The sequence below is a fragment of the Ramlibacter sp. AN1133 genome, from assembly GCF_037890035.1.
In the GTDB taxonomy this organism is placed as follows: Bacteria; Pseudomonadota; Gammaproteobacteria; order Burkholderiales; family Burkholderiaceae_C; genus Ramlibacter.
Map to the genome: position 1 here is coordinate 94,945 of NZ_JBBKTQ010000005.1, position 13,476 is coordinate 108,420.

General features: G+C 70.8%; 14 protein-coding genes. 3 read left to right on the plus strand and 11 right to left on the minus strand.

The annotated features are described in order from the left end of the window. Window positions 1-13 precede the first annotated feature (13 nt). Window positions 14-844 carry a hypothetical protein gene (locus WG923_RS08405; protein ID WP_340350505.1) on the plus strand — a complete coding sequence of 277 codons (831 nt, stop codon included), beginning with the start codon at window positions 14-16 and terminating at the stop codon, window positions 842-844. Between the two features lie 45 nt (window positions 845-889). On the opposite strand, the gene WG923_RS08410 is transcribed toward WG923_RS08405, so the two are convergent. Continuing rightward, window positions 890-1,138 carry a DUF6582 domain-containing protein gene (locus WG923_RS08410; RefSeq protein WP_340350506.1) on the minus strand — a complete coding sequence of 83 codons (249 nt, stop codon included), beginning with the start codon at window positions 1,136-1,138 and terminating at the stop codon, window positions 890-892. Between the two features lie 229 nt (window positions 1,139-1,367). On the opposite strand from WG923_RS08410, the gene WG923_RS08415 reads away from it, so the two are divergent. Beyond that, complete coding sequence (locus WG923_RS08415) at window positions 1,368-3,056, plus strand: AMP-binding protein (protein ID WP_340350507.1); 1,689 nt, start codon at window positions 1,368-1,370, stop codon at window positions 3,054-3,056. Window positions 3,057-3,085: 29 nt separating this feature from the next. After that, a complete protein-coding gene (locus tag WG923_RS08420) occupies window positions 3,086-3,529 on the plus strand; it encodes a hypothetical protein (protein WP_340350508.1) in 444 nt (147 codons plus the stop codon). A 43-nt stretch (window positions 3,530-3,572) separates the two neighbouring features. On the opposite strand, the gene WG923_RS08425 is transcribed toward WG923_RS08420, so the two are convergent. From WG923_RS08425 to WG923_RS08470, 10 genes are all read right to left on the minus strand, one after another. Then, window positions 3,573-4,349, minus strand: a complete 777-nt coding sequence (locus tag WG923_RS08425) for an SDR family NAD(P)-dependent oxidoreductase (RefSeq protein ID WP_340350509.1) — start codon at window positions 4,347-4,349, stop codon at window positions 3,573-3,575. Window positions 4,350-4,352: 3 nt separating this feature from the next. Continuing rightward, the gene (locus WG923_RS08430) at window positions 4,353-4,973 is read right to left on the minus strand and encodes a glutathione S-transferase family protein (protein WP_340350510.1); all 621 of its coding nucleotides are present in this window, start codon (window positions 4,971-4,973) and stop codon (window positions 4,353-4,355) included. 64 nt (window positions 4,974-5,037) lie between these two features. Beyond that, window positions 5,038-5,502: an FKBP-type peptidyl-prolyl cis-trans isomerase gene (locus WG923_RS08435; protein ID WP_340350741.1), complete on the minus strand. Its 465-nt coding sequence runs from the start codon at window positions 5,500-5,502 to the stop codon at window positions 5,038-5,040. Window positions 5,503-5,534: 32 nt separating this feature from the next. After that, entirely contained in the window at window positions 5,535-7,931 is a 2,397-nt protein-coding gene (locus WG923_RS08440) for an ATP-binding protein (protein ID WP_340350511.1), read from the minus strand. 6 nt (window positions 7,932-7,937) lie between these two features. Then, on the minus strand, window positions 7,938-9,926 hold the full coding sequence (locus WG923_RS08445; protein WP_340350512.1) for a hybrid sensor histidine kinase/response regulator: 1,989 nt from the start codon (window positions 9,924-9,926) through the stop codon (window positions 7,938-7,940). Next, complete coding sequence (locus WG923_RS08450; RefSeq protein ID WP_340350513.1) at window positions 9,923-10,795, minus strand: sensor histidine kinase; 873 nt, start codon at window positions 10,793-10,795, stop codon at window positions 9,923-9,925. Before WG923_RS08450 ends, WG923_RS08445 begins: the two co-directional genes overlap by 4 nt. A gap of 1 nt (window position 10,796) precedes the next feature. Next, complete coding sequence (locus tag WG923_RS08455) at window positions 10,797-11,801, minus strand: ATP-binding protein (RefSeq protein ID WP_340350742.1); 1,005 nt, start codon at window positions 11,799-11,801, stop codon at window positions 10,797-10,799. Beyond that, window positions 11,798-12,205 carry an anti-sigma regulatory factor gene (locus tag WG923_RS08460; protein WP_340350514.1) on the minus strand — a complete coding sequence of 136 codons (408 nt, stop codon included), beginning with the start codon at window positions 12,203-12,205 and terminating at the stop codon, window positions 11,798-11,800. The genes WG923_RS08455 and WG923_RS08460 overlap by 4 nt, the downstream gene beginning before the upstream one ends. Next, entirely contained in the window at window positions 12,195-12,569 is a 375-nt protein-coding gene (locus WG923_RS08465; protein WP_340350515.1) for an STAS domain-containing protein, read from the minus strand. Before WG923_RS08465 ends, WG923_RS08460 begins: the two co-directional genes overlap by 11 nt. 4 nt (window positions 12,570-12,573) lie before the next feature. Continuing rightward, complete coding sequence (locus WG923_RS08470; RefSeq protein WP_340350516.1) at window positions 12,574-13,425, minus strand: STAS domain-containing protein; 852 nt, start codon at window positions 13,423-13,425, stop codon at window positions 12,574-12,576. Window positions 13,426-13,476: the final 51 nt, after the last annotated feature.

The window sequence follows — 13,476 nt, forward strand, 5'->3', positions numbered from 1 at the left end:
GCAGAATGGCGGGATGCCACCGGTGCCTGTCCATCGCATCGTCGCCGCGGATGCGTATCGCGTGCCCCATCCCTTTCGCGCCTTCGCGGTTCGCAGCGAGGAGCCTTGCCACGCCTTCGATGCCCGCGCGCCCTACGGCCGCCTCCACGTCATTCGCACCGGATTTCTCGATCCCGGCGCGCTGGCGAGCCTGGCGGCGCAGGGCCGTGCGCGAACCAGGACCGAGGCGTTTTCGGACATCGACTATGCGACCACGACCCCCACGGAGCTGGCGGCCGCAGCGCCGGGCGTGGCCGACCTGGTCGGAAGCATCGCCGGCGCACTGCGACTGACCGGTGTCCTGGGGGACGGACTGCCCGCGTACCGCAGCAGCGTTGCCACCCGGATCGACTATCTCGCCTCCCGCGGGGCGGGCTTCCACAACGACGTCAGGGGTCGCTGGTCCCGCTGCCTGTTCTGGCTTCTTGCGCTCGATCTCTCCGAGGTCGATTTCGTGATGCCGCACGCGGGCCTCCAACTGGCGCTGGCACCGGGAGACCTGGTCGTCTTCGACCAGACCCTGGCGCACGGGCTGGCACGAGCCGGGGATGGCGGCCAGGCGCTGGAGGCAGCCTTCCTCACGGGCGACGATTGCCGCCAGGTCTTCCTCACGGGCGAGTTGCCGCTGACGGACGCCCAGTGGGCCGCGCTCGGTGCGCCGTGGCTGCCCGTCGAGGAGCATGAGCGCCGGGGCGCGCTCGATCTGGCGGTGGCGGAGTTCGACGAGCGCAGCGGCGCCATCAAGCGCCCGAGGGCGCTGCGGGACTGCATGAAACGCAGCACCTGCCACGTCGATGAGCGATAGGGCTGCGCCCGGCCGCCGGTGAGTCCCTCCTTGGAAGGCCGACGCTCAGGTCTTCTTGCGGCCGATTTCCCGCCAGCTGGTTTCGTGCAGCTCGACGTTGAATTTCCTGGCTGCGCCCTGGATGCGCTTCCACGCGGCATCGCGCTCTTCGTCGGTGACGCCCTCCACCTGGTTGAACCGGGCCACGGCGTTGCGGACGTGGCTCGCGTTTTCCAGCGGTTCCTTGCGCTGCTTCTCGAAGGCGAACTGGGCGTCGGCAAGGCCGTCGCGCTGCTGCTCGTTCAGCTTGGTCATCGATCTCTCCTGCGTGTCGGGCGAAGAAATGCCCTCGAGAACGCAGATGGAGGCGGCCCGGGCCAAGGCACGACGGTGAACTTCCAATCCTGGGAGGCGCCTGTCCTACGCCGCAGGCACGCCAGCCCCGCTGCGCCGGCCAGCGTTGGCGGCCGCTGCCAAACGGCGTATCGTTCGCGCAGTGTTGCCGTCACCGCCTGCCAGGGAGGCAGTCAAGGAGGAGAAGAGCATGGCCCCTGCAACCCCGTTCCTGCGCGCCCGCGACTTCCTGCTGGCGCACCGCACGGATTACGAAACCGCCTATCGCGATTTCCGCTGGCCGGTGCTGGACGAATTCAACTGGGCGCTCGACTACTTCGACGTCCTGGCTGCCGGCAACGACGCACCGGCCCTCTGGATCGTCGAGGAGGACGGGCAGGAGAGCAAGCTGTCGTTCCGGGAGCTGGCGGCGCGATCCGACCGCACCGCGAACTTCCTGCGGGCCGAAGGCGTGCGTCGCGGCGATCGCATCCTGCTGATGCTCGGCAACGAAGTGGCGCTGTGGGAGATCATGCTGGCCGCCATGAAGCTCGGGGCGGTGGTCATTCCCGCCACCACGCTGCTGACCGCGCAGGACCTGCTCGATCGCGTGGAGCGCGGCCACGTGAAGTTCGCGATCGCCGGGGCGGCGAACGCGGAGAAGTTCGCGGACCTGCCCGCCGGCTGCGGGCGCATCAGCGTCGGCGGCGCTGCCCCCGGATGCCATGAGTACGCTCCCGAGGCGCATGCCGACGTGTTCGAGCCCGATGGCATCACCAGGGCGACGGACCCGCTCCTGCTGTACTTCACCTCGGGCACCACGGCCAAGCCGAAGCTGGTGCTGCACTCGCACCAGAGCTACCCGGTGGGACATCTGTCCACCATGTACTGGATCGGGCTGCAGCCCGGGGACGTGCACCTGAACATCTCCTCGCCGGGATGGGCGAAGCATGCGTGGAGCTGCTTCTTCGCCCCCTGGAATGCGGGCGCCTGCATCTTCATTTCCAACTATCGCCGCTTCCAGCCCAGGGCCCTGCTCGATGTGCTGTGCGCGCACGGCGTGACCTCGCTGTGCGCGCCGCCGACGGTCTGGCGCATGCTGATCCAGGAGGACCTGGGCGCCTACGCGGGCCGGCTGCGGCTGCGCGAGGTGATCGGCGCCGGCGAGCCGCTCAATCCCGAGATCATCGAGCGCGTGCGGGCGGCCTGGCATCTCGAGCTGCGCGACGGCTTCGGCCAGACGGAGACGACGGCGCAGGTGGGCAACCCTCCCGGCCGGGCCGTCAAGCCTGGGTCCATGGGCCGGCCGCTGCCCGGGTACAAGGTGATCCTGCTGGACGTGGAGGGCAAGGAGAGCGACCAGGGCGAACTGTGCCTGCCGCTCGACGCGCGCCCCCTGGGCCTGATGGACGGCTACATCGACAGCGAGGAGCGCACCGCGGACGCGATGCGCGACAACGCCTACCACACCGGCGACATCGCGACGCGCGACGCCGAGGGCTACATCACGTACGTGGGCCGCACCGACGACGTGTTCAAGGCGTCCGATTACCGCATCAGCCCCTTCGAACTCGAAAGCGTGCTGATCACGCATCCGGCCGTGGCCGAAGCGGCCGTCGTTCCCAGCCCCGACCCCGTGCGCCTGGCCGTGCCGAAGGCGTTCATCGTGCTCGTCCCCGGCCGCGAGCCGGGGCGCGAGATGGCGCGCGAGCTGTTCGCCTTCCTGCGCGAACAGCTGCCGGCCTACAAGCGCATCCGGCGGCTCGAGTTCGCGGAACTGCCGAAGACCATTTCCGGGAAGATCCGGCGGGTGGAACTGCGAGGCAACGAGGCGCAGCGCCGCGCCAGCGGCGCGACGGCGGCGATGGAGTTCTTCGAGGAGGATTTTCCCGCCGCGTGAGGGACGCGGCGTTCGACGGGAGGAGCGACATGATTCCTGTGAAGACGCAGGCCGGCCAGCAGGTCCTGAAGGACCGGTCCGTGCCCCTGACGCCGCGCCAGCGTGCGGCACTGATCGTCGTCGACGGCAAGCGCAGCCTCACCGAGGTGGTGCAGTGCTCCGGCGTCGCAACCGAGGATGTCGAGCGCCTGCTGGAGCTGGCCCTGATCGCCGACGCGGCCCGGGGTGCGCAGGCGCAGGCAGCGGCCGAGGCCGAGGCGCGCCCCGCCCCCTCGCGACGGGAACGCTACGCGGCGGCCTACCCCATTGCGACGAAACTCACCGCCAGCCTCGGCTTGCGCGGCCTGCGCCTGAACCTCGCCGTCGAAGGGGCCACCAGCTACGAGGACCTGCTCGCGCTCTCCCCGAAGATCCGCGATGCCGTGGGCAACGAGCAGTTCGCGCCGCTGGAGTCCGCGCTGCGGGGCCGGTAGCCGGGCACGCCCTGCCGCGCCGCCCCCGGCCGGCGGCGGAACCTCAGAACTTCGTATACCCGCCGTCGATGAGGAACTGCTCCCCGGTCGCGTACGAGGACGCCTCGCTCGCGAGATACACCGCGATCCCGCCGAAGTCGTCGACCGTCCCCCAGCGACGCGCGGGAACGCGCGGCAACACGGCATCCGCGAAGCGCGCATTCGAGAACGACTTCTTCGTCATCTCGGTTTCGATCCACCCCGGCAGGATCGAATTCACGCGGATGCGATGCCGCGCCAGCTCCACCGCCAGCGCCCGCACCATGGAAGTCACGGCGCCCTTCGATGCCCCGTAGTGCGCATTGCGCGCCGCGCCCTCGACCGCCGCAGTGCTGGCGGTCGCCACCAGCGACCCGCCCTGCCCGTGCTGCGCCATGTGCCGCGCCGCGGCCCGCAAGGTGAGGAACACGCCCTCCACGTTCACGCGCTGCACGCGCCGGAACTCCTCGAGCGTCATGTCGGTGAGCAGCACGCCCTTGCTCGACACGCCCGCATTCGCGAAGCAGGCATCCACGCGGCCCAGGGCCGAAACGGAATCCGCGAACGCTCGCTCCACCTGCGCTTCATCGCCCACGTCGCACACGAACGCATGCGCTCGCGCGGGGTCGCCGCATTCCCCGGCGAGCGAGGCGCGCGCGGCCTGCGTCTTTTCCGCGTTGCTGCCCCAGATCGCCACCTTCGCGCCCGCCGCGAGCAGCGCCTTGGCCATCCCGTAGCCGATGCCGCCGTTGCCGCCGGTGACCACCACGCCGCGGCCGGCCAGGTCGAAGGGCTGGTACACGGCTCAGGCCCGCTGCGCGGCCAGCACCTTCTGCACCTGCGGCTGCGCATCCATGCGGCGCAGGTGGTCGGCCACCTTGGGGAAGCGCTGCACGTCGACCTGGTCGCCCTGCAGCCAGCGCGTGAGCGTGTACAGGTACACGTCGCTGGTGCTGAACCGCTCGCCCAGCACCCAGGGCCCGTGGAACATCTGCGCTTCGATCAGCTCGAAGCAGTCCCCCATCGTCTGGGGCACCTTCTTCTTCATGGCCTCGATCGCCTGCGGGTCGTCCGTCCAGCGGTAGCCGCGCGCGCCATGCGCATGCGCGACGTGCACCGTCGAACACAGGTAGGTGTTGAACTCGTTCATCTTCGCGAGCTGGAAGATGTCGTCCAGCGGCGCGAGCTTCGCCTCGGGATGCGCCTGCGCGATGTACTGCAGCAGCGCGGGCGTCTCGGTCAGCACGCCCTGCGGCGTGACGAGCGCCGGCACGCGCCCCTTGGGGTTCACGCGCAGGTACTCGGGGGAGCGCTGCTGCTGCTCCTTGAAGTTCAAGCGCACCGCTTCGTAGGGAATGCCGGCGTATTCGAGCGCCAGGTGCGTGGCGAGGGCGCAGGTGCCGGGGGCGTAGTAGAGGGTCAGCATGCGCGCGATTGTGGTGGCTTCGCGCGCGTGCACCATCGGGGAAGCCCCGCCCCCGGAAAATCGCCTACGAGTTGATCGACAGGAGTTCGATGTCGAAGATCAGCGTCGCGTTGGGCGGCACGGCACTGCCCGCGCCGCGCTCGCCGTAGGCCGTCTTCGGCGGGCAGGTCACGCGGGCCTTGCCGCCGGGGCGCATCAGCTGCACCGCCTCGGTCCAGCAGGGGATCACGCGATTGAGCGGGAACGAGGCCGGCTGGCCGCGCTTGTACGAGCTGTCGAATTCCTTGCCGTCGGTGAGCGTGCCGCGGTAGTGCACCTTCACCGTGTCCGTCGCCTTGGGCGAGGCGCCGCTGCCCGCCGTCAGCGATTCGAAGATCACGCCGCTGGGCAGCGTCGTCCTGGCGACGCCGGTCAGACTCGGGCTGGGCGCGGCGCTCGCGGCGGCCTTCGCCGGCGCGGTGCCGGTCTGGGCGCAGGCGCCGAGCGCGGCCAGGGCGAACGCCGAAACGGCGAGGGACAGGAAACGCATGATGTCGTTCTCGAAGTGGTGGATGCCGGGCATTATGGATTAGGAGCCCGGACGGCCGGCAGCAGGCCGCGGCGCTCCAGTTCGGCCCGCGTGGCCGCGACCGCTGCGCGCAACTGCACGATGAGCTCGCGCTGCGGCGGGCCCTCCAGCGCCGACTCCTCCAGGCGGATGGCCAGCGCGCTGATCGCCGCCAGCCCCAGCGTGCCGGCCGAGCCCTTGAGCTTGTGCGCCTGCCGCGCCACCGTGTCGGCGCTCGCGCCCTCCTGCTCGATCTGCGCGCAGGCGTCCTCGTAGCCTTGCATGCCCACGCGCAGCAGTTCGGCGAGTTCCTCGTCGTTGGCCATGCGCCGCAGCATGGCGAGGGTGTGTTCGTCCAGCAGCACGGCTTCCACGGCCGCAGTATCCATCACCGGGTCGGGCGCCGGCGCCGCGCCGGCAATGCGGGCGAGCGCGCCATGCAGCTGGTCCCAGTCGATCGGCTTGGGCAGGCAGTCGTCCATGCCGGCCCCCAGGTACTGCTCGCGCTCGCGCGCCATCACGTTGGCGGTGAGCCCGATGATCGGCACCTGCCCCACCGGCGGCGGCAGGCGGCGGATGCGGCGCGTCGCCTCCACGCCGTCCATCACGGGCATCTGCACGTCCATCAGCACGACGTCGAAAGGCTCGCGCTGCACGGCCTCGAGCGCCTCGGCGCCGGTGGTGGCGAAGGTGAGCCGGTGGCCGGCGCGATCGAGGACCGCGCGCAGGATCTCGCGGTTGATCTCCACGTCCTCGGCCACGAGGATGCGCTGCACCGCCAGGGGCTGGACGGGGTCCTGCCGCTGCGTCCGCAGCCCCCGCGCATCGCCGGCCTTCAGCGGCACCGCGAAGCGGAACACGCTGCCTTGCCGCGGCGCGCTTTCCACGCCGATCTCGCCGCCCATGGCCTCCACCAGGCGCTTGCTGATCGCGAGCCCCAGGCCGCTGCCCCCGTAGCGGCGCGAGATGGAGCGGTCCGCCTGCGTGAACGCGCCGAAGAGGCCTTCGATCTTCTCCGGCGGGATGCCCACGCCCGTGTCGCGCACCTCGAAGGCGACGCGCTGCCGGCCATCCTCCTGGGCGCTGCGCGTGACGGCCACCGACACGCTGCCCTGGTCGGTGAACTTGATCGCGTTGCTCACGAGGTTCAGCAGCACCTGGCGCAGCCGCAGCGGATCGCCCCGCAGCAACTGCTCGGGGCGGTGGTCCTCCTCGACCTGCAGCGCCAGCCCGCGCTCCACGGCCAGCGGGTGCGCCAGCGAACGCACGCGCTCCAGCACGTCGCCGAGGGGAAAGTCGACCTCCTCCAGCTCGAGGCGCCCGGTCTCGATGCGGGTGAAGTCCAGGATGTCGTTGATCACGCTCAGGAGGTGGCGCCCGGAGGAGCGCAGCGCCTCCACGTAGCGCTGCTGCCGCGGCGTGAGCGGCTCGGTGGCGAGCAGGTCCACGATGCCCAGCACGCCGGTCATGGGCGTGCGGATCTCGTGGCTCATGGCGGCGAGGAATTCGGTGCGGGCCTCGCCCGCGCGGCGCAGGCGCTCTTCGAGCTGGGCCTGCTGCAGCCGCAGCACCGCCAGCGGAAGGCTGGAGAGCAGCAGCGCCGCCAGGAACACCTGCGCGGCCTCGATCTGCACCAGCAGCGTCTCGCCTGCCAGCATGTGAGCGATGCCGCCGTGCCCCTGCGGCGTGGCCCAGAGCAGCGCGATGCCGATGGCGGACATGCCCAGGGTCGCCCCCGCCAGCCCATGGAACCAGGTGAGCACGAACAGCACGGGGAAGGCGAGCAGGAACAGCGCCTCGTGCAGGTCGGTCTGCGCCAGCCAGCCCACCAGCAGCACGCCGGCCGCGAGCACCGCCGCGCGGCGGGACGTGGCGCGCGCGTAGAGCTGCGCACGCAGGCCCGGATCCAGCCAGCAAAGCAGGAAGGGCGTGACGATCAGCAGGCCGAGCGCCGTGGCGGAATACCAGGCGCGCCAGCCGGTGGCGAAGGGTACGCCCACGGTGGCCTGCAGGGCCCAGGCCGCGCAGGACGCGCTCACCACGGGCACCAGCAGCGCGGTGACGACCACGCGCGCGACCTGCGCGCCCTCGAAGACGGGGAAGCGGATGCCGCCGGTGGCGCGGATCACGAGCGCCGCCAGCAGGATCTCCAGCAGGTCCACCCCGGCCAGCAGCAGCGCCGGGCCGTGGCCGAAGAAGTGCAGGCATGCCGCATCGCCGGCCACCATCGGCACGAGGAACCAGGGCCAGGTCCGCGGTGGGTGCACCAGCAGCGCGACGACGGCGATCGCGTTGGAGAACCAGATCGGCGTGAGCGTGCCGAACGCGAGCGTGGACACCGCGGCGATCAGCACGAAGCCGCCCACCGCGGCGACCAGGTGCTGCGCGGGTGGCCCGCTCCACTGCCGCATGGCTCGCTAGGCCTCCGCGGCGGGGCGCCGGCTGCGGGTGATGGCCTCCACCAGCTTGTGCGGCTTCAGCGGCTTGGACAGGTGCAGGTCGAAGCCCGCGTCCAGGGTCTTGCGCAGGTCCTGCGGGCGCGCGAAGGCGGTGAGCGCGATGATCGGCAGATGCCCGCCCGCGCGGGCGCGTTCCAGCTCGCGCACGCGCCGCACCAGCTCGTAGCCGTCGCGCCCGGGCAGGCCGATGTCGCTGACCAGCACGTCGGGCCAGGCCTGCTGCACGGCGCGCACCGCGCTGTCGTAGTCGCGCGCGCTGCGCACTCGCGCGCCTCGGTCGGCCAGCACCACGCCCAGGATCTCGCTGGCCTCGGCGTCGTCCTCCACCAGCAGCACGTCCAGGCCCTGCAGCGGCGTGCCGTCGATTTCCTCGGTGAGTTCGCCGGCGGTGGTGGTGTCGGAAAAATCGGCCGCATCCGTCACGGGCACGGCCGGCATGTCCACGCGCATGCAGGTGCCGTGGCCTTCGCCCGCGCTTTCCGCCTGGACCCGGCCGCCGTGCAGGTCGACCAGGTGCTTGACGATCGAGAGCCCGAGGCCCAGCCCGCCGTGGCGCCGGTTGCCGGGCGAATCGCTCTGCGTGAAGCGGTCGAACAGGTGCGGCAGGAATTCCGCCTTGATGCCCTGGCCGAAGTCCTGCACGGACAGCTGCAGCCGGTCGTCCTCGCGCTGCAGCCGCACGAGGATGCGGCCGTCCTCGGGCGAGAACTTGATGGCATTGGTCATCAGGTTCCACACGATCTGCTGGAAGCGGGCCGGATCCAGGAAGGCCGGCGCGTGGGCGCCTTCCGCCTGCGTCTCCACCTGCAGCCGCCGTTCCGCGATGCTGCCCGAGAGCGCGGAGATGGAGTTGATCACCAGGTCGGCCGGGTCGGTCCACTCGCGGTCCAGCCGCAGCTTGCCCGAGTTGATGCGGGCGACGTCGAGGATGTCGGAGATGATGCGCGCCTGCGTCTTCACGTTGCGCTCGATCGCGTCCAGCCCCTTCGTGCCTTCGGGCGTGGTGCCGCGGCGCTTGAGGATGTGCACCCAGCCGATGATCGCGTTCAGCGGCGTGCGCAGCTCGTGCGACAGCACCGCGATGAAATCGTCCTTGGTGCGGCTCAGGTGTTCGGCCACCTGCCGCGCGGCCTGCTCGCGCTCGAGCAGCTCGCGCCGGCGCTGCTCCAGCTCGTGGCGCGCCGACACGTCGATCGCGATCGCGATGCGCACGCCCGGCTCCACGTGCGAGGAGACGCTCCATTCCAGGTGCACGGGCTCGCCATGGGCCCCCGTCAACGGGAATTCGCCGCGCCAGGGCGGCCGCTCCGGCGTCTCCGCGACGAGCTGTGCCTGCACCCGTTCGCGCCAGTCGATGGGCACGAGATCGCTGAGGGCCACGCCCAGCAGCGAGTCGCGCGAGCGCCCCAGCATCCGCAGCATGGCGGGATTGGCGTCGGCGAAGCGCGCCTGTTCGTCGAGCAGCGCGATGCCGCTCTGCGCCTGGTCGTAGATGGCGCGGAAGCGCTGTTCGCTGCGCCGCAGCTGGTCTTCGGCCAGCCGCGCGCGGATCAGCGCCTGCAGCGTGGCGACCAGCACGGCCGGTTCCACCGGGTGCACGAGGTAGGCGTCGGCGCCGGCGTTGAGGCCGGTCACGCGGTCCTCGTCGCGCACGTAGGCCGCCGAGAGGTGCACCACGGGCAGCAGCGCGGTGGCCGGCTGCGCGCGGATCATGCGGCACACCTCGAAGCCGTCGATGTCGGGCAGGTGCACGTCGAGCACCACGGCGGACACGCCTTGCGGGACCATCGCGAGCGCCTCGGCACCGCTGCCCGCCTCGGTGGTGCGGAAGCCGGCGGCGCGGATCACGCGCCCCGTGGAATACCGCGTGGCCGGGTTGTCATCGACCACCAGGACCGTGTGGGCACCGCGGTCGATGGTGACGTTGATCGCCTCGGCGGAGATCATGGTGGCGGCGCGCCTTCCATCCGCACGGGGATCGTGACGGAAAAGGTCGACCCCTTGCCCGGCTCGCTGTGCAGGGTGACGCTGCCGCCCAGCAGTTGCGCGAGCTTCCTGCTCAGGGACAGGCCCAGCCCGGTGCCGCGCAGGCGCTTCTGCAGCGGCGACTGCACCTGCGAGAAGTCCTCGAAGATGGACTGGTGGAACTCCGGGGCGATGCCGATGCCCGAATCCGACACCGAGAAGGTCACGCGTTCGTCGCCCTCGAACCTCGCCGCCACGCGCACCTCGCCGCGCGGCGTGAACTTGAGCGCGTTGGAGATGAAGTTGCGCAGGATCTGCGACAGCTTGCGGTCGTCGGTGTACAGCGTGGGCACGTCGTGCGGCTCCTCGAACACGAGGTGCACGTCGGGGTTGGTCAGCACCGGCTTGAACATGCCGCGCAGGGCGGAGAACAGGTCCACCATCTCGAACCACGCCGGCGAGATCTCCACGCGGCCGGCCTCCACCTTCGCCAGGTCCAGCAGGTCGTCCACCATCTCCGCGAATTCGGTGGCGTTCTGCTGGATGAACGAGACCTGCTTTTCCTGTTCCGGCGTCAGCGGCCCGTCGACGCGATCGAGCAGCAGGCGGGTGATGCTGCGGATCGAGTTGATCGGCGTGCGGAACTCGTGGCTCATGTACGCCAGGAAGCGGCTCTTGAGTTCGGTGGCCTCGCGCAGCTGGTCCGCCTGCGAATCCAGCTCCGCGTAGAGCGCGAGTACGCCGCGGTTGGTTTCCTCCAGTTCCGCGCGCAGCTCTTCGGACTCGTGCCGGCTGTGCGCAAGCGCCGCCTGCAGCTCCTCCGGGGTGACCGGTTGCTTGTCGCTTGCCATCTCAATCCTTGCGCCGGAGCACGGCGACGGTGGCGTCGTCGCGCCCACGGCAATGATCGCGCACCAGGACGGCCGCGGCGAGCGCCGGGTCCCGGCCGAGCAACGGGCCCAGCAGCGTGGCCGGCCAGCGCGTCTCGATCCCGTCGGTGCAGACGACCAGCAGCGCGTGCTCCGGCCAGGCGATGCTCTGCTCCTCCGGCGAGCGGATGGTGACGCCGGCGGTGCCGTGCTGGCACAGGATGGCGCGGTCGCTCACGCCCGACACCAGCCGCGCCATGACGTTGCCCGCCCCGGCACTGCGCACGGTGCCGGTCGCGGCATCCGCGTGCAGCATCATCACGGCCGCGCCGCGGGTGCTGCGCAGCCGCCGGTGCGCGCGCTCCAGCAGGATGCGGGGGCTGGCCATCGGATCCTCGGCAAAGGCCTCGAGCGCCGCCGCGGCCGCCTCGGCCGCATCGGGCCCGTGCCCGAGGCCGTCGGCCACGACGATCGCGCCGATATCCCCGTGCAGCGCGAAGCCCCAGCCATCGCCGCAGACGCGCTCGCCCGGTGCCGCGACGGAGACGGCGCCGGTGCAGGCCGCCCGCACGCGGTGGCTGTCCGCGCGGGAGCCGACCCGGGCGAGGACGATCGTGCCACCCGGTACGCTGGTGTGGATGTCGAAGTCGCGGGCCAGCCGCCGCACCGCGCCGAGGCCCGTGCCCGGCGTGCCGCCGGTGGAAAAGCCGTCGCCCATCGAACGCTCGACATCGGCGATGCCCGGGCCTTCGTCGATCGCGATGACTTCCACCTCGCGGCTGCCGGGCCGCGGCGAAAGAAGCATCCGGCCCCTCACCGCATGGCGGGCGAGGTTGGTCCCGAGCTCGGTCACCACGATGGCCAGCCGGCCGGCGTCGGTTTCGTCGAGTCCGCATTCCTGTGCCAGCTGGGCCGCATGGCGGCGGGCCTCCCCCACGCGGCTGCCGTCCTCCATGGGGAAGACTGCGTGGAAGCCGGCGGAGATCATTTCCACCGCGTGATGCTCACTCGGGTGCCCTCGCCGGGCGAGGACTTCAACTCGAATTCGTGCACCAGGCGCTTGCTGCCCGGCAGGCCCAGGCCCATGCCGCTGCCGGAGGTCCAGCCGTCGGTCATGGCCATCTTCAAGTCCTTGATGCCGGGGCCGGTGTCCTCGAAGTGCAGGCGCAGGCCGCGGCGCACGCCGTCGTCCACCAGTTCCCAGCGCATGTCGCCGCCGCCGCCGTGGACCAGCGTGTTGCGCGAGAGCTCGCTGGCGGCCGTGATCATCTTGGTCTGGTCGACCAGCGAGAACTTCAGCAGCTGCGTGAGCACGCGCACCTTCTGGCGGCTGGCCACGATGTCCTCCTCGGAGTGCAGCGGCACGCTGCCGGAGCTGTCGTCAGCGGGCAAGCGCGCTCTCCCTGCGGCCCTGCGCCAGCAACTCCATCCCGCGCTCCACGTTCAGGGCCGTGCGCACGCCGGCGAGCGACAGGCCCAGTTCCACCAGGGTGATCGCCACGGCCGGCTGCATGCCGACCACCACCGTGGTGGCGTCGAGGATGCGCGAGATACCGGAGATGCTGGCCAGCATGCGGCCGACGAAGGAGTCGACGATCTCCAGCGCGGAGATGTCGATCAGGACGCCCTTGGCGCCCGTCGACGAGATCTTGTTGGCCAGGTCGTCCTGCAGCGCGAGCGCCATCTGGTCCTGCATGTCCACCTGGATCGTGACCAGCAGGGTGTCGCCCATCTGCAGGATCGGGATGCGGTACATGGGCCTAGACCTGCCGGCGCGTGATGACGAAGCCCTGCTGCTCCATCGCGAGCGTCAGCGCATCGGCCAGCGAGGACTTCGAGGCGATGCCCTGCAGGTCGATGCCCAGGTGCACGATGGTCTGCGCGATCTGCGGCCGGATGCCGCTGATGATGCATTCCGCGCCCATGAGGCGGATCGCGCTCACGGTCTTGAGCAGGTGCTGCGCCACCAGCGTGTCCACGGTGGGCACGCCGGTGATGTCGATGATCGCCAGCCGCGAGCCGGTCTCGACGATGCGCTGCAGCAGCGTCTCCATCACCACCTGCGTGCGCGCGGAGTCGAGCGTGCCGATCATGGGCACGGCGAGCACGCCCTCGAACAGCTTGATGACGGGCGTGGAGAGCTCCAGCAGGTCCTGCTGCTGGCGCCGGATCAGGTCTTCGCGGGTGTGCTGGTAGGTGGAGACGGTCCACTGCGCCATGCGGTCCGCCAGCAAGGAGACGGTCCACGCGGCGGCCATCGGCTGCTCCCTGACCTCGCGCTCGATCAGCGCGAACAGGGGCCGCTTGAAAGCGAGGACGAACGCGCTGGTGTCGCCGGCCGACTGGCCCTGCGCCGCGCGCGAACGCGAGAGCGATTCCAGCGCGCCGCGCAGCGTGTTCCACTGCGGGGACTGGAAGGCATCGGGATCGCCTCCGCCGCCCAGCGCCTCACGCACGCCGCGCAGGATCTCCTCGGCGTCGGTGCGCATGGCACGCCGGCCGGCTTCGGTGACGCGGCTCGCATTGGCGCCGGCCTCCTGCATCCATTCCGTGAGGATCTGTGCTTCGTGCTGGCCCAGCAGCTGCAGGACGGCATCGGTTTCTCGGCTCATTCTCGTTGTACCCGATGGTGAAAAGGACGGCCATTATCGGATTCAAAGGTT